Source organism: Streptomyces sp. NPDC050509 (genome assembly GCF_044457965.1).
In the GTDB taxonomy this organism is placed as follows: domain Bacteria; phylum Actinomycetota; class Actinomycetes; order Streptomycetales; family Streptomycetaceae; genus Streptomyces.
Genome location: NZ_JBITHL010000001.1, coordinates 525,466 through 543,878 on the forward strand (window position 1 = coordinate 525,466; position 18,413 = coordinate 543,878).

Sequence of the window (18,413 nt, forward strand, 5' to 3'; positions counted from 1 at the left end):
CTACTCTCCGAGGATCTGCTCGAAAAAGACGCGTGTTCGCTCCTGCCGGGGCGTGTTGAAGATCGTCTCGGCGGGTCCGTCCTCGACGATCCGGCCGTCGGCCATGAACACGACGCGGTCGGCGCTCTGCCGGGCGAAGCCCATCTCGTGGGTGACGACGACGATGGTCATGCCGCTGTCGGCCAGATCCCGCATGACGGCGAGCACTTCGCGGGTGAACTCGGGGTCGAGGGCCGAGGTGGGCTCGTCGAAGAGCATCAGCTCCGGGCTCATCGCGAGGGCGCGGGCGATGGCGACGCGCTGCTGCTGGCCGCCGGAGAGTTCGTACGGATAGTGGTCGCGGCGCTCGGCGAGCCCCACCCGTTCCAGCAGGGTGTGCGCCTCCTCCCTGGCCCGCTGCCGGGGGACGCCCCGTACCCGGACGGGGGCGAGCGCGACGTTCTCGGTGGCGGTGAGATGCGGGAAGAGGTTGAACTGCTGGAAGACCATGCCGATCCGGCCGCCGACCGAGCGCGGTTTGGTGCCGGCCTTCGACAGCAGTTCGCCCTGGAAGCCCACGCTGCCGGTCTCCAGGGGTTCGAGCCCGGCGAGACAGCGCAGCATGGTGGACTTGCCGGCCCCCGAGGGGCCGAGGACGGCGACGGTCTGGCCGGCCGGGATGGTCAGGTCCACCCCGCTGACCACGGCGTTGCCGTGGTAGCTGCGGCCCAGGTTCTCCGCCACGAGGACGGTCCGTCCCTTGGTGGTCACGGCGGCGCCCGGTGCGGTGGTGCTCATGGCGGTGCCCTTTCCGGTTCGGGTCCCGGCTGTGTGGCCGGTGGCGATGGCGGCCCCGGTCGCCGGCCGCGCGGCCCTCATCGGGCCGCCGGGTCGAGGGCCGCCGTGCGGCCGGGGTCGGGGTCCTTGGCGCGGCGTGCCGAGGCGCGCCGGTTGACGTCGAGGCGTCGCTCCACCTGCCGCAGGGCGAGGGTGAACACCGTGGTCAGGACGAGGTAGTGGACGGCGGCGGCGCCGAGGGAGCCGACGTAGTCGAAGTCGGCGGCGGCCTGCCGCTGGGCGGTGAGCATCAGGTCCTGGACGCTGACGACGGAGGCCAGCGCCGAGGTCTTCAGCATCCCGATGAACTGGTTGCCGGTGGGCGGCAGGATCAGCCGGGTCGCCTGTGGGAGGACCACCCAGCGCAGGATGCCCGTCTCGGAGAGTCCGAGCATGTGGGCGGCGGTGCGCTGGCCCTTGTCCACGCCGAGCAGTCCGCCTCGTACGATCTCCGCCATGTAGGCGACCTCGTTGAGGCTGAGCGCGATCACGGCGCAGGTGAACGGGGACAGGCTCAGCCCCCACAGCGGGAGCACGTTGAAGACGAAGATGAGCTGGAGCAGGACGGGTGTGCCGCGGAAGAACCAGATGTAGGCGTCCGCGAGCCACCGCAGCGGGGCGAACGGGGCCCCCTTGACGAGGGCGAGCAGCATCCCGCCCACGATGCCGAGGGCCATCGACAGGACCGTCAGGGCGAAGGTCAGCAGGGAGGCCGTGAGGAAGTCGGCGGAGAGCGCCTTGTCGAGGAATCCCATCAGGACCCACCGGCCGGGGCGGAGGTGGCGGGGGACGACGGGGCGGAGGCCGTGAAGTAGTCGGAGGACTTGGGCAGTTTGTACGTGGCCATCAGCTCGGCGTAGCCACCGCCGCGTACGAACCGGTCCAGCGCCTTCCTGACGGCGGTGGCGGTCGCGGTGTCCCCCTTGCGGACGGCTATGCCGATCTTCGTCTCGTTCTTGAAGGTCGCGGCGAGGGTGAACCTGCCCTTCGTCCCGGCGAGCGTGGCCGCCGCGCCCGGGGTGGAGGTGTCGAAGGCGTCGGCCCGGCCGCTCCGGACGGCGAGCATCGCGTCCTGGTTGTTGGGCAGAGACATGATCTTCATCTCCGCGCGGCCCTGCTTCTTCAGGTCCTTGTTGAACTCGTTCATGTACGTCTCGCCGATCGCGCCCCGGGTGACGGCGACGGTCCTGCCGGAGAGGTCCTCGGGTACCCGGGAGATCTTCTTCGGGTTGCCCGACGGGGTGAGCAGGGTCTCCCCGATGATCATGTAGGGGACGAAGTCGACCTGCTTCTCCCGCTCGGGCGTGATGTACATGGCCGAGTTGATGATGTCGGTCCGTTTTCCGGCCAGCGCCGGGATGAGTCCGTCGAAGTCGATGTCCAGGGGCTTGGCCTTCAGCCCCATCGACTTCGACAGGGCGGAGATCATGTCGATGTCGAAGCCCTGCAGATCGCCGTTGCCCGCCTTGGACTCGAAGGGCGGGAAGGTGGCCGCCGTACCGTAGGTGAGGGTGCCGGACGAGGCGAGGTCCTCAGGGGGTGCGACCTCGGCCGGGGTGGCCGGCGCGGCCGTCCCCGACCCGCCGCAGGCGGACAGGACGGCCATCAGGACAACAGCCGTGCACACCGCGGCTGTTCGCGTGGTTCCAACTCTCACCGGACTGCTCCCTACTGGCGTTCTCCCTGTTCAGGAGGTTCTGTAAACAGTTGCCAGTCACTGTCGCCGCGCTCCGGGTCCGGCCGGTTGCGCTTCCGTTAAACCAAGGTTTCCGGTCACCCCGCGCTCATTCACTCACCCGGCGTGACCGGATCCGTTCGGTTCGGCCGTACGGGTTGTCGCCATGTCCGCGCGGGTGTCACGGGTGTCAGCCGGGGCGGTGGGCGCGGTCCTGCGCGGAGACTCGTCGGCGTGACGGATCCTCAAGCGTCCCGGGCATCCGGGAGAGACGACGAGACGCTGCGCCTGATCGGGCAGGAGTGGGGGCGGGCGTCCGCCGCCCCCGCCGCGTGGCGTGGCGCGCTGCCCGTCGACCCGGACCTGGGCAGCTACCCCGAGCCGGAGCAGATCGTGCCGCCCCGCTTCGGCAGGTTCGTCCATGTCACCACGGTCGGCGGGCCGCCGGGAGCGGTGGTGGGCACGAGCCGTACGGGACCGGCCGCGGCCGGCGGGTTCGGCGCCCGGCTGCGCAGGGCCGTCCTGGGCGCGCCGCTGCGGTCCACGGCCATCGTGCGGGAGCGGATGCGCAAGCTGGTGGCGCTGCCGGTGCTCTCGGCGGACGCCCTGTCGTCGGTGGCGTACGGCCCCGAGGCGCTGCTCGCGGTGCTGGTGCTGGGCGGTACGGCGGGGCTGGCCTACTCGGTGCCGGTGGCGCTGGCGATCGTCTTCCTGATGCTGGCCGTGGGGCTGTCGTACCGTCAGACGATCCGCGCGTACCCGCACGGCGGCGGCTCGTACATCGTCGCGACCGACAATCTGGGGCGGATCCCGGGACTGGTGGCGGCGGCCGGGCTGATGACGGACTACATCCTCACCGTGGCGGTGTCGGTGTCGTCGGGGATGGCCGCGGTCACCTCGGCGCTCCCCGGCCTGTCCGGGGATGTGGTGCTGATCGGCGTGCTGGTCATCGCCGTACTGCTGGCGGGGAACCTGCGGGGGGTCAGACAGGCGGGCGCGCTGTTCGCGGCGCCCACGTACGCCTTCATCGTCGCCGTCCTCGCGCTGGTGGCGTTCGGGCTGTACGACGCGGCGGGGCGCGGCTTCGAGCCCGTTCCGCATCCGCCGCTGCACGCGGTGGAGGGGGTGGGGCTGCTGCTGGTGATGCGGGCGTTCGCGTCGGGGTCGACGGCGATGACCGGGATCGAGGCGATCTCCAACGCCGTGCCCGCGTTCAAGCCCGTCCCCTGGCGCAACGCGCGGACGACGCTGTCGTGGATGATCGGTCTGCTGATCGCCCTGTTCGCCGGCACGATCGCAATGGTCCATCTGGAGGGGGTCGTCCCCCGGTCGGGCGAGACGGTGCTCTCGCAGCTCGCCCACCGCAGTTTCGGCTCCGGCGGGATGTACGTCTTCACGCAGGCGGCCACGGCGCTGGTGCTGCTGCTCGCGGCGAACACCGCGTACAACGACTTCCCCCGGGTGCTCTTCCTGCTGGCGCGCGACAACCACGCGCCACGCATCTTCCTGCGGCTGGGCGACCGGCTGGCGTTCAGCAACGGGATCATCGTGCTCTCCGTGGCGGCGGCGCTCGTCTATGTGGCGTTCGACGGCGACACGGCGGCGCTGATCCCGCTGTACGCCGTGGGGGTGTTCCTCGCCTTCACCCTGTCGCAGAGCGGCATGGTGGTGCACTGGTGGCGCCGGAGGGACCGGCACTGGCGCAAGGGCCTCGGCTTCAACGCCACCGGCGCCGTGCTGTCGGCGCTCGTCTTCATCACGGCGGGCATCACCAAGTTCACCGAGGGCGCGTGGCTCGCGATCCTCACCGTCGGGGTGTTCCTGCTGGTGACGACGCGGATCCACCGTCACTACGCGCGGGTGACCGAGGCGCTGCGGCTACGGCCGCAGAAGATCGAGATCCCGAGCCGTACGATCGCGCCCCTGTCGGACGGGGAGCCGGGCCCGGCCCGGGAGGCAGGGGACGCGGAAGGTACGGAAGGTACGGGGAGCGCGCGGGACGCGGAGCCGGAGGAGTCCCCCGAGGAGATCCGTCATCTGTCCGTCGTGGCGCTGGACTCGCTGCACCGGGCGAGCATGCGCGCCCTGGCCTACGCCGCCTCGCTCCAGCAGCCCGTCCTCGCGCTGCACGTCAGCCCGAGCGACGAGGACGCCGAGCGGTTCCGTGCGGCGTGGCTGCTGTGGGGCGACCATCTGCCGCTGCGGATCATCGTCTCTCCGTACCGGGCGATCGTCACACCACTGATCAGTTATGTGGAGTCGCTGCATCATCAGCGCCCGGATCTGACCATCACCGTCATCATCCCGGAGCTTGTCGTACGCCATTGGTGGCACCGCGTTCTGCACAGCCGGCTGGCGGGGCGGCTGCGGCGCGCACTCCGGCCGCTGCCGAAAATCGTGGTGACCACGGTTCCCTTCCACATCCCTGACGGACGATCGACTTAGAACGGACATACGGAATGAAGTATCAAACTCTTGTCCCAACTGGTTGATTTGTCGATACATGCCTAAAGTTGGCTTCGGCATAGCCCACAAAGGGCGATGGCATCTACATGAGGAGCCCACCATGCTTTCTCAGACCATGAGGCCGACCGAAATCACTCTGGACACCGACGCGTTGGGTACGGCGATGGCCGAACCCGAGGCACCCCTGAGCGACGCCCCGGTGTACGCGCCGGAAGCGGCCGGGGTTCTGCTGCTGCTGGCCCTTCTGTCCCCGAAGGAGCCCAAGGAGCCGAAGGGCCGATGAGCCCCGACCGGTCGCAGACCTCCTATCAAGAATCAGCGGCCGGCCTGGCACGACGTGCCCTCGGTGCCCTTCGGGGCGCCGGGGGCACGGCCATGGTCGCCGAACACGTCGAGAGCGCACCCGACCCCGGGGCGGCGCTGGCCGCCATCAGGATCCTCGGCGCGGACGCCCTCGCCCCCGCCCTGCTCTCCGGAGGCACCGTGCACCCCCGGGACGCGGAGGCCGTCGCGCTGGCCTTCACCGCCCTGCCGCCCGCCCGGGACGTCACCCCGCCGCCGCCCGCCGGGCCCGCGAACCCCTGGCTGATGGCCTGGCGCGACTGGGGCACCGTCACCCTGCTGGCCGTGCTGTCCGACGAGACCGCCGGAGGCAGGGTCCGCGGAACGGACGGGCGGCTCACGGTCGTTCAGCCCGCGCCTCCCCCGCCCGCCGGAGCCGCCACGGGGAACGACGACGCCTGGGCAGCCTGGTCCGTGACGATGGGACAGCTCTCCACCCTGGCCCTGCCAGGACTCGACGGCCCGGTGCACGACGCGGCGCGCAGCTCCCCGCTCGGCCTGGCGCGCGGCGCGACCCGCGCCGTACTGCGCCGGGACTACCCGACCGCCGCCCGGATCGTCCGCTGGCTGGCCTGGCTGCACAGCGACGGGGTACGGACACCGCTCGACCCGGCGCCGCTCGTGGAGCACATCTCCCTGCTGGCGGGCGGTGACCGGCTCGCGCTGGACACCGCGATCGCCCGCAGGCTGCTCACCGTATGACTCCGGTGGCCCCCGCCGCCGTCCGACCCGCACCCCGCCGAACCGCCCCGATCGGACCGAGACCCGATGGCCATGTCCGTCACACAGACCGCCCACCTCGTCAGCCTGCACGCCCTGAACTGGCTGCACACCCATCGCGAGCACGGCGCGCTCCCGCCCGACACCACCGCCGAACTCGCCGAGCCCAACACCGTCTACAAGCCCCTGGGCGAGACCGCGCTCGCCGCCTCGCTGGTGCTGCGGGAGGCGGTGGCCGGCAGTACGGAGCTACGGCTCGCCCGCGAGCTGCTGGACTTCACCTGGAAGCAGCTCGGCGGCGGGGACATGCTCCATGAGCGGCTGCTGCGCTACCCGCTGATGAGCGACCCGCTGGAGACGTACGCGCACTTCGCGCGCAGCGGCTACCGCCACGACGACCTGGACCGGCTGCTCGACCACACCACCTCGCTGCGCTCGGCGCGCGCCATGGAGATGGTGCCCAACCGGCGTCTCGCCGTCGCCAACGCGGCCCGCATCAGCGGCTTCGACGGGGGCGAGCGCGCCGCCGACTGGGACCGGCTGACCCGGGAGACCTGGCTGGGCGCGCTCCCCGAGCCGTGGCTCATCGACTGGATGACCGCGTACAACATGACGCACACCGTCTTCCACATCACCGACTGGGGACGTCTGCCCGGGGACCTCCCCGCCGATCTGGCCGCCTACCTCGTCCGCTGGCTGCCGGCCTGGATCGACATCTGGGCCGAGATCGGCGAATGGGACCTGGTGGCCGAGCTGATGATCGTGGGCAGTTGTCTGCCCGAGCCGCACATCGACCCGGCCGACTGGGCGCGGCTCGCCGCCGTCCAGCAGGAGGACGGGCTCATGCCCAGGGACGGCGCTCCCCTCGAGGGCGACCCGGGGGAACGCTTCGAGACGCACCACCACACCACCGTGGTGGCGGCCGTCGCCGGCACCCTCACGGTCGCGCGCGCCCTCGGCGGCGACCGGTGACGGCACCGGCGCCGTCCGTCCGGCCTGCGGACGGCGGTGGTGAGCGCGAACCGACCCCCGCGCCACCGCCCGCGTGGGCGCGCGCCCCCGCCGACGCCCTCGCCGCCGCGGCCCGCGGCGCCTGCGCGGTGGTGGTCGCGCTGCGCCGGGGCGAGGAGCGGGCCGTCGTGCCGTACGGCACCACCGCGTTCGGCGGCGGCGAACCGGTCACGGCGGACACCCGGTTCGAGATCGGCTCGCTCACCAAGTGCTTCACGGCGCTGCTCCTCGCCGAACAGGCCGCCAGGGGCGAGGTCGGCTACGGCGATCCGCTGTCCCGCTTCCTGCCGCCCGAGGTACTGCCACAGCAGCGCGGCGCCCCCATCACCCTGCTCCATCTCGCCACGCACACCGCGGGGCTGCCCCGGCTGCCGCCCGGTCTGCTCGCCGGGGCGGCGTCCCACTGGTTCTCCAACCCGTACGCCGCGTTCTCCACCGAGGACCTGCTGCGCTCCCTCGCCCGGACCCGGCCGGGCGCCCGCCCCGGCGACCGGGTGCGGTACTCCAACTTCGGTGTGGGGCTGCTCGGTCACCTCCTCACCCGGGCCGCCCCGGACGGCCCGGAGTACGGGGAACTCCTCGCGGAGCGCGTCCTCGGCCCCCTCGGGCTGCGCCGCACCGGAGGCGATCCCGACCTCCCCCAGGCAACCGGCCACTGGCACGGCAGGCCGCGCCCGTCCTGGCGGATCCCCGGCCTCCCGGGCGCGGGCGCGCTCCGCTCCAGCGCGCCCGATCTGCTGGCCTTCCTCGACGCCCTGGCGGACGGGGCGGCGCGCGGGGCGACGGTGGACGGAGTGGCGGTGGACGGGCCGCTGGGCGCGGCGCTCACGGAGGCGGTACGGCCCCGGCTCGCCCTGCGGGGCGGCACACGGCGGCTGGCACTGGTCTGGAACATCCGTGTCCGGCCGGAGGGGGCGGCGTACCACCACTCCGGCGGCACCCGGGGCTTCACCGCCTTCGCCGGTTTCGTCCCGGACCGGCGCACCGCCGTGGTCGCGCTGGCGAACACCACCCCGGCCGTCGACCAGGCGTTCCTCCAGCTCGCGTACACCACCTTGGTCACCCTCCACCGGCAGGGGTGAACCCCTCAGCGGCGGTGCGCGCGTTCATCCCGTGGGCTCGGGCAGGTCCGGGCCCACGGTGAGCGTCACCGTGCCCGGGGCCGCCGTGTCGTCGGGGAGCGGTTCCATCCCGGGGAGCCGCTCGGCCAGCGTTCTCGCCTGCTCCGCGAGCCCCTCGGGGAAGGTGAGGGAGGAACTCCCGGCCGGTACGGGGGCGTTGCCGGTGGCGGCGATACGGAAGCCGAGCGCCCGCAGCCGGTCGGCGGTCGCGCGGGCCCTGCCGGGGACGCCGGTGCCGTTGAGGACGGTCACCGTCACGGCGCCCGCGGCCGGGGGCAGCGGCGGCGTCGCCCCCGCGAGCCGGGCGCGGGTCAGCTCCCGGTCGTGGGTGAGCGCGGTGAAGAGCGTCCGGGCGGCGGACGGGTGCCACAGGACGTTGGCCATGTCCTCCGGCACATCGCGCTGCCGGGGGTAGTTGGGCACGGTCAGGAACGAGATCCGGTCGGTGGGCAGGCCCCTGAGGCCGGCGGCCAGTTCGTGCAGCGGCGCGAGGCCGGCCAGTTCGGGGTCGGTGGTGAGCGCCCCGGTGGCGGAGTCGAGGAACCGGTAGAGCGCGGTCGGCCGGTGGAGCGCGGCCTTGGCCTTGGTGGCGAGCGCCCGCATGAACTCCTGCTGACGGCCGATCCGGCCGAGGTCCGTGCCGTCGCCGAGGCTGTAGCGGGCCCGTACGTATCCGAGCGCCTGCTCGTTCCTGACCGTCTGGCAGCCCGCTTCGAGATCCAGCCGGGCCCGCGTGTCGTGGATCGGCGCCGTGGGGCAGACCTCGACGCCGCCGAGGGCGTCGACCATGCCCGTGAACCCCCGGAAGTCCACGATCACGAAGTGGTCGACCCGTACCCGGGTGTTCTGTTCGACGGTTCTGATCGTGCAGGCGGCGGCCTTGGCCGTGTCACCGCCGGAGCCACCGATCGCGAACGCCTCGTTGATCTTGAAGTGGTGGGGGGCCGAGGTGGCGCCGCCGCCCTGGTCGCAGGCGGGGATCGAAACCCAGGAGTCACGGGGGAAGGAGACCACGGTGGCCCATCGGCCGCTGCCGCCGAGGTGCAGCAGCATCAGCGTGTCGGACTGCATCGAGGTCAGTCCGCTGCCGTAGGCGTCACCGGAGCCCGCCCGGCTGTCCGAGCCGATGACCAGGATGTTCTCGCCGCCCTTGGTGGCGCGCGGCCGGTTGTCGCCGAGTGCCCCGGCCACACCCGCGCCGTGGATGTTGCCGCTGAGCCGGGTGTAGATCCAGCCGCCCGTGGTGGCCGCGCCCAGGACGACGAGCGCCGCCGCCAGCGCGAACCAGCGGCCGATCCGGCGGCGGGGGCGCGGGGCCGGCAGGGTCCACACCAGGCTCTTGTCGCTCGGATTCACTGCGTCAGACTCCTCACTGCGTCACTGCGGTGTCACCGTGCCAGCGCGTCGCCGCGCGGACCGGCCATCAGGTCAACAGCGGAGCGGGCCCGCTGGGCACGGCCATCGCGTACGTACCTCGGCGGGACGGGAGCTGTCCGCGGGCCGGTACGCCGGACGGCTCCGTCCCGGTGGCCCGGCGGCGGGGCGTGCCGTGTAGTGGGAGGTGCCGTGCGGGGAGGTGCGGACGCCGAGCCCGGGAGGAACGATGTCCTCAAGCCAGTTCACCGCGCCAGCGCGTCCGCGCCGGACCCTGCGTCTGCTGCGCGCCGCGGCCCGGCTGCTGGCCGCGGCCGGGCTGGCGGTGGACGCGTATCTGCACGCGCGTCTCGCGGACCGGTACGACACCGTCTCCGCCGTTGTCAGCCAGGGCGACCTGTTCCGCGTCGAGGCCGGTCTGGCGGCGCTCGCGGCGCTGCTGGTGCTGGTCTGGCGCCGGGTGCCCGGCGACGTCTTCGCCTGGCTGGTCGCGGCGGGCGGCCTGGCGCTCCTGCTGGTGTACCGCTATGTCGACGTGGGGACGCTGGGGCCGGTCCCCGACATGTACGAGCCCGTCTGGTTCGGCGAGAAGCGGCTGACGGTCGTCGCGCAGGCCGTCGCCGTTCTCGCCACGATCTTCCTGCTGTGCACCTATCCGCGGGGCGGCGCCCACGCGCGGCGCGACCGCCTCGGGTGAAGGCCGGCCCTCCCCGCTCCAGGAGGGCCGGCCTTGGGTCAGCTCGTGAAGTGGTGGCTGCCCGGTCCCGCGGCGTAGACCGCGCAGCCGTCCGCCGTCCGCAGGAAGCGGGTCTCCCCGTGGCGTACGCGCGCCGCGTCCGTGGTGGGGATCCAGACCTCGGCGGTGGTGTTGGCCGGCAGGGTGACCGTGAGCCGGAAGCCGCCGGAAGCCGCCTTCCAGCGGGTGGTGACCGGTCCGTAGAGGGAGTCGAAGCGCCCGCTCGCCTCCGTCACCCCGCCGCCGGGACGCGGCCGGACGATGATCTTCCGGAAACCCGGGGCGCCCGGTGCGATGCCGGCGATGTGCGCGTACATCCACTCCCCCACCGAGCCGTACGCGTAGTGGTTGAAGGAGTTCATACCGGCGTCCTGGAAGGTGCCGTCGGGCCGGATCGAGTCCCAGCGCTCCCACATCGTCGTGGCGCCCTGGTCGATCTGGTACCCCCAACTGGGGAAGGTCCGCTGGAGCAGCAGCCGGTACGCGACGTCGATGTGTCCGGTGTCGGTGAGTACGGGCAGCAGCCGCGGGGTGCCGAGGAACCCCGTCGACAGGTGCCAGCCCTTGGCCTCGATGAGCTGGACCAGCCGGTCCGCGGCGGGCGCGCGGTCGGCGTCGGCCAGCAGGTCCATGGAGAGGGCCAGGACGTACGCGGTCTGGGTGTCGCCCTTGATCCGCCCGTTCGCGGAGACGTACGCGGCGCGGAAGGCGTCACGGACCGCGCCGAACAAGGTGGTGTACGGCTCCGGGTCCTTGCCCAGGACCGCGGCGGTCCGCGCGACGAGGTCGGCGCTGTGGGCGAAGTAGGCGGTGCCGATGACGTCCCTGGGCGTCTCGTCCTCGATGTTGAGCCAGTCCCCGAACCCCTCGTCGGGGCGGAGGAGTCCGCTGCTGTGCGCCTTCAGGTAGTCGAGCCAGGCGAGCATCGGGGCCCAGGACTCCTCCAGGACGCGGGTGTCCCCGTACGCCTGGTAGAGCGCCCAGGGCACGGTGACCCCGGCGTCCCCCCAGCCCGCCACCCCCGCGCCGACGTTCTCCCCGCCGATGTCCGGCGCGACATTGGTGAACGCGCCGTCGGGATGCTGGCCGTCGCGCAGGTCGCCCAGCCACTTGGTGAGGAAGCGCGCCGACTCCATGGTGTAGGCGGCGGTGGGGGCGAAGACGTTGATGTCGCCGGTCCAGCCGAGCCGTTCGTCGCGTGCGGGGGTGTCGGTGGGTACGGAGAGGAAGTTGCCGCGCTGTCCCCAGGTGATGTTGCTGTGCAGTTGGTTGAGGAGGGGGACGTCCGTCCTGAAGTCCATGGTGAACGGCGCGGAGGTGTGGATGACCTGACCCACGACCGCGTCGGGTGACGGCCTGCCCTGGACGCCCGTCACCTCGACGTAGCGGAAGCCGTGGAAGGTGAAGCGCGGCTCGTACGTCTCCGTGCCGCCGCCCTTGAGGGTGTACGTGTCGGTGGCGCGGGCGGTGCGCAGATTGGCGGTGTAGAGGGTGCCGTCGGGGTTCAGGACCTCGGCGTGGCGCAGCCGTACGGTGGTTCCCGCGGCGCCCGAGACGGTCAGCCGGACCGTGCCGACCATGTTCTGGCCGAGGTCGAAGACGAAGACCCCCGGCTTGGGCTCGGTGACCTTTTTGGCGCGGAGTTCGGTCTCCACCCGTGAGGGGGCGTCGATCTGGGCGACCAGCGCGGCGGGGGCGCGGTCGGCGGTGTCGACGGGCAGCCACCCCGTCGTGTCGAACCCCGGGCGCGTCCAGCCGTCGGTCTCCAGCCGGGCGTCGTACGCCTCGCCCATCACCAGATCGGCGGCGGTGACCGGCCCGGTGGCCGCGCGCCAGTCGGTGTCCGAGACCACCCGCTCGGTGGTGCCGTCGGTGTAGGTGACCTCCAACTGGGTGAGCAGGGCCGGGCGTTCGCCGTAGTTGTGCGCGCCGAACCAGGCGATGTTCCCGGCGTACCAGCCGGCCGCGACGGTGACGCCGAGCGCGTTGGCGCCGGGGCCGACCAGGGCGGTGACGTCGTACGTCTGGTACTGGGCCCGCTTGCCGTAGTCGGTCCAGCCGGGCGCGAGCCGGTCCTCGCCGACCCGCTCGCCGTTGAGGTGGGCCTCGTACAGGCCGAGGGCCGTGGCGTAGAGGCGGGCCCGCGCGACCTTCTTGCGCGGCAGCCGGAAGGCGCGGCGCAGTTGGGCGGCGGGGGCGTACGCGACGCTGACCTTGCCCCAGGGTCCTGATCCCCACGGGGCGAGGACCCGGGCGGCGGACCAGGAGGCGTCGTCGTAGCCGGTGGACGTCCAGTCGGCGGAGGGCTGGCGGTCGGTGGTGCGCCAGGTGGCGTCGGTGGGCAGGACCCGTACGCCGTCGGCGGTGGTCAGCTCCAGCAGGCCGAGCAGACCGGCGGGGCTCTCCGTCGCGTTGACGGCCGACACGGCGATCACATTGGCGCCGGGGCGCAGCGCGTCCGTCACCTCGGCGACGAAGGGGCGGCGCCAGTTCTCGGCGGGGCCGTCGGCGTCGGTGTGCGCGACCTCCACGCCGTTCACCAGGGCGGTGCAGCCGTCGTCCGCGGTGAGGACGAGGCGGGCGCGGGTGACGCCCTCCGGTACGTCGATCCGGGTACGGAACCAGCGGGTGGCCGCCGGGACGTTGCCCCCGGGGACACCCTCGGGGAACCAGATCCAGGAGGCGGCGTTCAGCGCGGGGGCGCCGACCAGCGCGGCGGGCGCGCCGATCCAGCGCGCCGACCAGTCCGAGGGTGCGAGGAGTCCGGTCTCCCACCAGGAGGGGGTGGTCCACTCGGAGGGGGAGCCATCGGCGCCCCAGACGCGCACGGTCCAGTGGTAGCGGGTGCGCGAGGCGAGCGCCGGGCCCGCGTACGGCACCAGGACGGATTCCGTCGAGACCACCTTGCCGCTGTCCCAGACGTCGGGCCGGCCCAGGCGTCGCGGGGCGGTGGCGACCCGTATCTGGTAGGCCGTCTGCCGCTGGCCGGGGCGGGCGGACACGAAGGGCCAACTCAGCCTGGGACGCGGAGTGTCGAGGCCCAGCGGCTGCCGTACGTACTCGACGGTCGGCGCGGTCACCCGCAGGGCCGCCGCCGCGGCCCCCGTCGTCCCCGCGGCGGGGGCGGTGGTGGCGGTGGCGGCCCGCGCGACGGGAAGGGGCCCCGCGGCCAGGGTGGTGCCCAGGACTGTTGCGGTGGTTCCGAGCAGTCGTCTTCTGCTGATCACCATGCGGCTCCGATACGACTCGGCAGTGAATCGTTTCACTTGCCCCGTGAAAGTAGGGAGCCCCGTGGGGCCTGTCAAGGGTCCTGTGGTGAAGGAGCAAGCGGACAACGGCAGTTGCTCCCGGTGTCCTACGAGGTTTCGCCCCAGGTCATGGGCGTGCGTGCGGGGGCTCGCTACGGGGCAAACATGGTCGGGAGGGGCACTACAATGCGGGTCCGCATCGAGTGTGTTCGACGACTGGGGGGAGTCGCGATGTCTTGGGACGAGCAGCGCGGGAACGGGGAATCCGGCAGAGCCGGCGGGTTCGGCGGAGCGGGCGGGAACGGTGGGGCCACGGGTCCCGGTGAGTTCGGCAGGCCCGAGGAGCCCGGCGGTCTCGGTGGGCACGGCGGGGCCGGTGGATACGGCGGGCCCGGTGGATACGGCGGGGCGGGCGGCTACGGCGGGGCGGGCGGCTACGGCGGGGCGGGCGGCTACGGTGCGGGCGGCGGCTTCCCGGTGCCTCCGCCGCCGCCCGCACCGCCCGCCGTACCCCGGGGACCGGCCGACCCGCTGCGCGCCGTGGCGGTGGGACTGCTCAACCTGAGCGGTCTCGGGCTCGGTTACGCCCTGGTGCGCCACTGGCTCGCGATGGTCGTCTGCTGGGTGGCGACCGGCGCCCTGCTGCTGATCGCCCTGCCCGCTGACCCGGACGGTGTCTCCGGCGGCGTGGTCACCGCGTACCTGCTCTTCCTTGCGCTCGCGGCCGTTCACGGCGCCGCCCGTGGGCTGCGCACCCCGTCGGCCTGGCCGCCGAGGGCGCCCGTCGCCCTCGCGCTCGCCCTGGTGCTGCTCGCCGCGCCCGTCGGCGGTGTGGTGCTGTACGACCGGGCGCGCGAGGAGGCCACGCAGAAGCTGCTGCTGGACCGGCTCGGCGAGGCCGACCAACTGGTCGAGAGCGCGCGGATCGAGCCGTTCGCCACGGCCAAGCCCTCCTTCACCCAGGCGCTCGCCACCTACCGGACCCTCCAGAAGGACCACCCGGACTCCCGGGCCGCGGGGCGCGTCCCGAGCAGGCTGACCGCGTACTACGAGGCGGTGGGGACGCCGTACGGGGAGAAGGACTACTGCGGTGCGATAGAGCCGCTGAAGTATCTGCGGACGGTCCCGGGCACGATGGACAAGAAGCAGCTCGGCCCGCTGGTCACCTGGCCCGACGACCGGCTCGCCACCTCGCTGTACGAGTGCGGTGTCGGCGACCTGGGCAAGAGCACCGCCGTCACGCAGGACGGCGGCAACCTCGCCGAACTGCTCACCACCTTCCCGAAGTCCGGCCAGGCAGCGAAGGTCGAGCCGGCCGTCCGCACCACGATCGAGACGAAAGCCAAGGGCCTCAAGGGCTCCAGCCCCTGCGCGGTCACCGATGAGCTGCGTACGCTCAGGGCGCAGGCGGCGTCGCTGCCCGGACAGCAGGCGGGCGTGGCCGACGCGCTCACCGAGGACACCGGGAAGGCGGACGCGCACATCCGGTCCGGTACGTACGCGTGCGGCGTCGATCAGTACAAGGACGGCGACTTCGACACGGCGCTGACCACCATGAACGACTTCCTGACCACGTACAAGCACGACAAGAACCGGGCGCGCGCCGAGAAGATCGCCATCGCCGCGGAGATCGCCCAGGACGAACCGGCCGCGGGCAAGCGGCTGCCCACGACGGCCTCCGGTGGCTCCATCTCGGTCACGATCAAGAACGACAGCCCCGACGAGGTCGAGGTCCTGTACACGGGCCCGGTCACCGGCAGTGTCACCCTCAAGGGCTGCGGAAGCTGCTCGCGGTACTCCACCGCGGTCACCGCCTCGCTCACCGCCTGCAAGGGCAACAAGAACTACCCGCAGAAGACGATCAGTCTTCCGGCCGGCACCACGTACTTCCTGCACAAGTCCAGGAGCAGCACGGCCACGTCCTCCGGCGCCGACACCGCGAAGATCCAGTCCGGCTACATCTACACGGAGTGCGCGTACGTCGTGGAAGGTCTCGGAACCGGGTTCTAGGAGCAGGGTTTCCGGGTGTACGGATTGGGCGGGGCCCGCCGGTCGACGGCCGGGCCCCGACCCGTGAGGTCCGCCGCCTGTCAGACGACCAGCCGGAGCAGGCCGGTCAGGGCGAAGCCGATCACGCCCATCGCCGTGGTCAGCACGGTCCAGGTGCGCAGACCGTCCCGTGGCCGACCAGTTGGCGGCGCGGTGCGGGCGCTGGGGCACCGGATCGGGGTGGCTCCGGTGCCGGGTACGGACATCGCCGGGATCGACTTCGCCGCGCTGGCCGCCTCGTTCGGCTGTCCTGGCAGTGCGGTCGAGCGCCCGGAGGAGCTGCCCGCGGCGCTGGACCGGGTCCTCTCCCTCGGCCCCGACGAGGGTCCCGCGCTGCTGCGGATCCGGGTCCCGGCCGACGGCTCCCCGCTCTACGAGCCCTGGGCCAGGTGACCGGCGCATGCTGCGTATCGAAGGACTCGGCCACCGCTACGGCGCCGGGGCGGGCGGGTCCGCCTCCGCCGACGACGGGACCGAAGCGCTCCGGGACATCGAACTCACCGATCCGAAAGGGCAGTTGCTCACCATCGTGGGGCCCTCCGGATGCGGCAAGTCCACACTGCTGCGGTGTGTCGCCGGACTCGTCCGGTCGACCTCGGGCCGGATCACCCTGGACGGTGTCCCCGTCGACGGTGTGCCCGAGCGGCTCGGGATCGTCTTCCAGGACTACAGCCGCTCGCTCTTCCCGTGGCTGTCCGTACGGGACAACGTGGCGCTCCCGCTGCGCCGCCACGGCCTCGGCCGGGCCGAGCGCCACACCGCGGCGGCCCGCATGCTGGAGCAGGTCGGGCTGGCCGGCGCCGCGCGGCGGGCATGACGGTCCTGCTGGTCACCCATGACATCGACGAGAGCGTGTACGTGGGCGACCGTGTCGTCGTCCTGGCGCCGGGCCCCGGCCGCGTCCGCGCCGATCTGCCCGTACACCTCCCGGCGGAGCGGGACCGGATCGCCACCCGCCGGCTGCCGGAGTTCACCGAACTGCGCTCCGAGGTGGGCCGGTCGGTACGGGGGGCCACCGCGCCGGAGGCGGGATCACCGGGCGGGTGAGGAGGACTCCCCGGAGGCGCCCTCTCCCGTGAGCGTCAGCGTGTAGACGCCGGGGACCCGCCCGGTGACACGGACCCGGGTGCCCGGTGCGGGGTCGCGCGCGCCCAGGTAGGTGAAGCGCTCGCCGTCGTCGAAGTGGGCCGGCTGCGCGGGCCCCGTACCGTTGCCGGGTCCGAAGCGGATGGTGTCCTCGCCCACGGTGTAGCTGCCGACGCCGTCGACCAGTTCGAAGGCCTCGCTCTCCGGCAGGGGGCGGGCGCCGGTGAGAACTCCCCCGGTCCGGAAGGTGAGTTCGAGGACGAAGGAGGTCGGGACGCCGGTCAGGTCGAGCCGTACGTCCACCCCGGATCCGGTCGGTACGATCTCGGCGTCGATACGCAGCCGGTGCTCGTCGGCGGGGCGGTGCGCGAAGTCCATGGCGGCGAAGAAGCGTCCCTCGCCACCCAGTCGGTATCCGCCACCGGTGCGGAGCCGCTCCTCGGGCAACGGCTGGTAGAAGTGGGCGGTGGTGGTCCGGGTGAGCGAGCAGCGGCCGTCGTCCGCCACCCGCAGGGACTCGCCGCGGAAGGGGCCGAGGCCGAAGAAGTTCGCCGACAGCCGGACCGCGTCGAGGACGGCGGCGCCCTGCCGGAACCTCAGGAAGGTGGGGTTGGTGGCGAGGCCCGAGGCGATGTCGGGGAAGCGGGCGTTGTCACCGCCGCCGAAGACGGTGACGGTGCGGCGTCCCGTACGCCACCTGGCCAGGCCGGATTCGGCGAGGACCGTCCGCGGGTCGGCGGGCCCGGCCGCCGGGGGCACGGGCAGGGGCTGCGCGAGGGTGGGGTCGAGCAGGATCTCCGCGAGGGCGTCGGCGGCGAGTTCCGCGCCGATGGGGCGCGCGAGGATCCCGGTGACGATCGCCGCGTAGTCGCCGCGCCGCTCCCGTACGGCGAAACGGCGGTACGGGAGGAGGAATCCGGCCCCGTCGAAACGGCCGCGCTGGTCCTGGCGCCGGGAGTGCACGGACTCCACCGTGCCGTCCTCGTCGAAGAGGCCCGCGAAGGCGTCGAGGTTGCGCCGTACGGGATCGAGCAGCGCGGGACGGTCGAGGGCGTCAGCGACGGCGATGAGCGACGGGTTCGTCACATGCGCGGCGTAGAGCGGGCTGCGTTCGGAGTACATGCCGTCCGGCTGGAGGTCGATCCCCTCCGCGAGCCACTGGTCGACGCGGGCGGGCAGCCGCGGGTCGGGGTCGATGCGGTGGAGCCGGGCGAGGGCCGCGCACAGCTCCCACCGGTGGTTCGGTGTGTGCACCCCGCCGCTCAGCAGCGCCGGCGTCACGGCGCGCCGGATCGCGGCCAGTCCCGAGCGCAGGTCGGCCAGTCCTGAGCGCGGGTCGGCCGGCCCCGTACCGCCGGGGGAATCGGCGGAGTCGGCGTGCGTGTCGATCAGCCGGGTGGCGATACAGACGTCGTTGATGGTGAACGACGAGTCGGGCGGCGAGGCGAGGTTGTCACCGCCGAAGAGTCCGTCCGCCCCCTGGAGCGTGGCGAGCTGGTCGAGCAACCGCTGCGCGGGAGGCAGGAGTTCGGGGTCGGCGTGCCAGCGGGAGCGCGGGCTCAGATACGCGGTGAGGAGCGCTTTGACACCGCTCGCGAGGGCGCGGTGCTGGGCGGTGTCGTACGCGCCGTCCGCGAGCGCGGCGCGCAGTTCGGGCACGTACCGGTCGAGCGGCGCCACCAGGCGGTCCACGAAGGGCAGATCGGTGCGGGGCGGCGGCGCCTGGGTGTGCTGTCGGGTCATCGGGTGGTTCACAGTCCTCGGCTCGT

General features: G+C 72.8%; 17 protein-coding genes. 10 read left to right on the top strand and 7 right to left on the bottom strand.

What is annotated here, in order from left to right; genetic code table 11:
* From ACIBJC_RS01845 to ACIBJC_RS01855, 3 genes are all read right to left on the bottom strand, one after another.
* Complete coding sequence (locus ACIBJC_RS01845; RefSeq protein WP_329826537.1) at positions 1–777, bottom strand: amino acid ABC transporter ATP-binding protein; 777 nt, start codon at positions 775–777, stop codon at positions 1–3.
* Between the two features lie 77 nt (positions 778–854).
* Positions 855–1,571 (bottom strand): amino acid ABC transporter permease, encoded by a 717-nt coding sequence (locus tag ACIBJC_RS01850; protein ID WP_399286328.1) that lies wholly within the window; start codon positions 1,569–1,571, stop codon positions 855–857.
* Positions 1,571–2,422, bottom strand: coding sequence for an ABC transporter substrate-binding protein (locus ACIBJC_RS01855; protein ID WP_399286331.1), 852 nt, complete (start codon positions 2,420–2,422; stop codon positions 1,571–1,573). The genes ACIBJC_RS01850 and ACIBJC_RS01855 overlap by 1 nt, the downstream gene beginning before the upstream one ends.
* Positions 2,423–3,055: 633 nt before the next feature.
* Between ACIBJC_RS01855 and ACIBJC_RS01860 the strand changes: the two genes are divergently transcribed.
* The 5 genes from ACIBJC_RS01860 to ACIBJC_RS01880 all read left to right on the top strand — a co-directional run bounded on the left by ACIBJC_RS01860 (position 3,056) and on the right by ACIBJC_RS01880 (position 8,112).
* Positions 3,056–4,936, top strand: a complete 1,881-nt coding sequence (locus tag ACIBJC_RS01860; protein ID WP_399288044.1) for an APC family permease — start codon at positions 3,056–3,058, stop codon at positions 4,934–4,936.
* A 121-nt stretch (positions 4,937–5,057) separates the two neighbouring features.
* Positions 5,058–5,240 (top strand): hypothetical protein, encoded by a 183-nt coding sequence (locus ACIBJC_RS01865; protein ID WP_384918554.1) that lies wholly within the window; start codon positions 5,058–5,060, stop codon positions 5,238–5,240.
* Positions 5,237–6,001, top strand: coding sequence for a hypothetical protein (locus tag ACIBJC_RS01870; RefSeq protein WP_399286334.1), 765 nt, complete (start codon positions 5,237–5,239; stop codon positions 5,999–6,001). The genes ACIBJC_RS01865 and ACIBJC_RS01870 overlap by 4 nt, the downstream gene beginning before the upstream one ends.
* A gap of 66 nt (positions 6,002–6,067) precedes the next feature.
* Entirely contained in the window at positions 6,068–6,991 is a 924-nt protein-coding gene (locus ACIBJC_RS01875) for a DUF6895 family protein (protein WP_399286337.1), read from the top strand.
* Positions 6,988–8,112 (top strand): serine hydrolase domain-containing protein, encoded by a 1,125-nt coding sequence (locus ACIBJC_RS01880; protein ID WP_399286340.1) that lies wholly within the window; start codon positions 6,988–6,990, stop codon positions 8,110–8,112. The genes ACIBJC_RS01875 and ACIBJC_RS01880 overlap by 4 nt, the downstream gene beginning before the upstream one ends.
* 24 nt (positions 8,113–8,136) lie before the next feature.
* Here ACIBJC_RS01880 and ACIBJC_RS01885 read toward each other — a convergent pair whose 3' ends face one another.
* Positions 8,137–9,507, bottom strand: a complete 1,371-nt coding sequence (locus ACIBJC_RS01885; RefSeq protein ID WP_399286343.1) for an LCP family protein — start codon at positions 9,505–9,507, stop codon at positions 8,137–8,139.
* Between the two features lie 247 nt (positions 9,508–9,754).
* Between ACIBJC_RS01885 and ACIBJC_RS01890 the strand changes: the two genes are divergently transcribed.
* Entirely contained in the window at positions 9,755–10,222 is a 468-nt protein-coding gene (locus tag ACIBJC_RS01890) for a hypothetical protein (protein WP_399286345.1), read from the top strand.
* Positions 10,223–10,260: 38 nt separating this feature from the next.
* Here ACIBJC_RS01890 and ACIBJC_RS01895 read toward each other — a convergent pair whose 3' ends face one another.
* The gene (locus ACIBJC_RS01895) at positions 10,261–13,488 is read right to left on the bottom strand and encodes an alpha-L-rhamnosidase (protein WP_399288047.1); all 3,228 of its coding nucleotides are present in this window, start codon (positions 13,486–13,488) and stop codon (positions 10,261–10,263) included.
* A 252-nt stretch (positions 13,489–13,740) separates the two neighbouring features.
* On the opposite strand from ACIBJC_RS01895, the gene ACIBJC_RS01900 reads away from it, so the two are divergent.
* Positions 13,741–15,519: a hypothetical protein gene (locus ACIBJC_RS01900; protein ID WP_399286347.1), complete on the top strand. Its 1,779-nt coding sequence runs from the start codon at positions 13,741–13,743 to the stop codon at positions 15,517–15,519.
* Between the two features lie 80 nt (positions 15,520–15,599).
* Here the strand turns inward: ACIBJC_RS01900 and ACIBJC_RS01905 are convergent, their stop codons facing one another.
* Positions 15,600–15,764, bottom strand: a complete 165-nt coding sequence (locus ACIBJC_RS01905) for a hypothetical protein (RefSeq protein WP_399286349.1) — start codon at positions 15,762–15,764, stop codon at positions 15,600–15,602.
* Between ACIBJC_RS01905 and ACIBJC_RS01910 the strand changes: the two genes are divergently transcribed.
* Genes ACIBJC_RS01910 through ACIBJC_RS01920 form a run of 3 tightly spaced genes read left to right on the top strand, consistent with a single transcriptional unit; the run spans position 15,748 to position 16,605 of the window.
* On the top strand, positions 15,748–15,951 hold the full coding sequence (locus ACIBJC_RS01910; protein WP_399286352.1) for a thiamine pyrophosphate-dependent enzyme: 204 nt from the start codon (positions 15,748–15,750) through the stop codon (positions 15,949–15,951). The genes ACIBJC_RS01905 and ACIBJC_RS01910 overlap by 17 nt on opposite strands.
* Before the next feature lie 7 nt (positions 15,952–15,958).
* Positions 15,959–16,375, top strand: coding sequence for an ATP-binding cassette domain-containing protein (locus ACIBJC_RS01915; RefSeq protein ID WP_399286355.1), 417 nt, complete (start codon positions 15,959–15,961; stop codon positions 16,373–16,375).
* Positions 16,372–16,605 (top strand): hypothetical protein, encoded by a 234-nt coding sequence (locus tag ACIBJC_RS01920; protein WP_399286358.1) that lies wholly within the window; start codon positions 16,372–16,374, stop codon positions 16,603–16,605. Before ACIBJC_RS01915 ends, ACIBJC_RS01920 begins: the two co-directional genes overlap by 4 nt.
* Here the strand turns inward: ACIBJC_RS01920 and ACIBJC_RS01925 are convergent.
* A complete protein-coding gene (locus ACIBJC_RS01925) occupies positions 16,591–18,387 on the bottom strand; it encodes a hypothetical protein (RefSeq protein ID WP_399286361.1) in 1,797 nt (598 codons plus the stop codon). The two genes, ACIBJC_RS01920 and ACIBJC_RS01925, sit on opposite strands and share 15 nt — an antisense overlap.
* Between the last annotated feature and the right edge of the window lie 26 nt (positions 18,388–18,413).

Excerpts from the sequence above, each read along its gene's own strand:
- ACIBJC_RS01870 (WP_399286334.1), top strand. The coding sequence starts at position 5,237 with ATGAGCCCCGACCGGTCGCAGACCTCCTATCAAGAATCAGCGGCCGGC.
- ACIBJC_RS01905 (WP_399286349.1), bottom strand. The coding sequence starts at position 15,764 with ATGTCCGTACCCGGCACCGGAGCCACCCCGATCCGGTGCCCCAGCGCC.
- ACIBJC_RS01865 (WP_384918554.1), top strand. The coding sequence starts at position 5,058 with ATGCTTTCTCAGACCATGAGGCCGACCGAAATCACTCTGGACACCGAC.
- ACIBJC_RS01855 (WP_399286331.1), bottom strand. The coding sequence starts at position 2,422 with ATGGCCGTCCTGTCCGCCTGCGGCGGGTCGGGGACGGCCGCGCCGGCC.
- ACIBJC_RS01925 (WP_399286361.1), bottom strand. The coding sequence starts at position 18,387 with ATGACCCGACAGCACACCCAGGCGCCGCCGCCCCGCACCGATCTGCCC.
- ACIBJC_RS01890 (WP_399286345.1), top strand. The coding sequence starts at position 9,755 with ATGTCCTCAAGCCAGTTCACCGCGCCAGCGCGTCCGCGCCGGACCCTG.
- ACIBJC_RS01900 (WP_399286347.1), top strand. The coding sequence starts at position 13,741 with ATGTCTTGGGACGAGCAGCGCGGGAACGGGGAATCCGGCAGAGCCGGC.
- ACIBJC_RS01920 (WP_399286358.1), top strand. The coding sequence starts at position 16,372 with ATGACGGTCCTGCTGGTCACCCATGACATCGACGAGAGCGTGTACGTG.
- ACIBJC_RS01915 (WP_399286355.1), top strand. The coding sequence starts at position 15,959 with ATGCTGCGTATCGAAGGACTCGGCCACCGCTACGGCGCCGGGGCGGGC.
- ACIBJC_RS01860 (WP_399288044.1), top strand. The coding sequence starts at position 3,056 with ATGCGCAAGCTGGTGGCGCTGCCGGTGCTCTCGGCGGACGCCCTGTCG.
- ACIBJC_RS01875 (WP_399286337.1), top strand. The coding sequence starts at position 6,068 with ATGGCCATGTCCGTCACACAGACCGCCCACCTCGTCAGCCTGCACGCC.
- ACIBJC_RS01845 (WP_329826537.1), bottom strand. The coding sequence starts at position 777 with ATGAGCACCACCGCACCGGGCGCCGCCGTGACCACCAAGGGACGGACC.
- ACIBJC_RS01850 (WP_399286328.1), bottom strand. The coding sequence starts at position 1,571 with ATGGGATTCCTCGACAAGGCGCTCTCCGCCGACTTCCTCACGGCCTCC.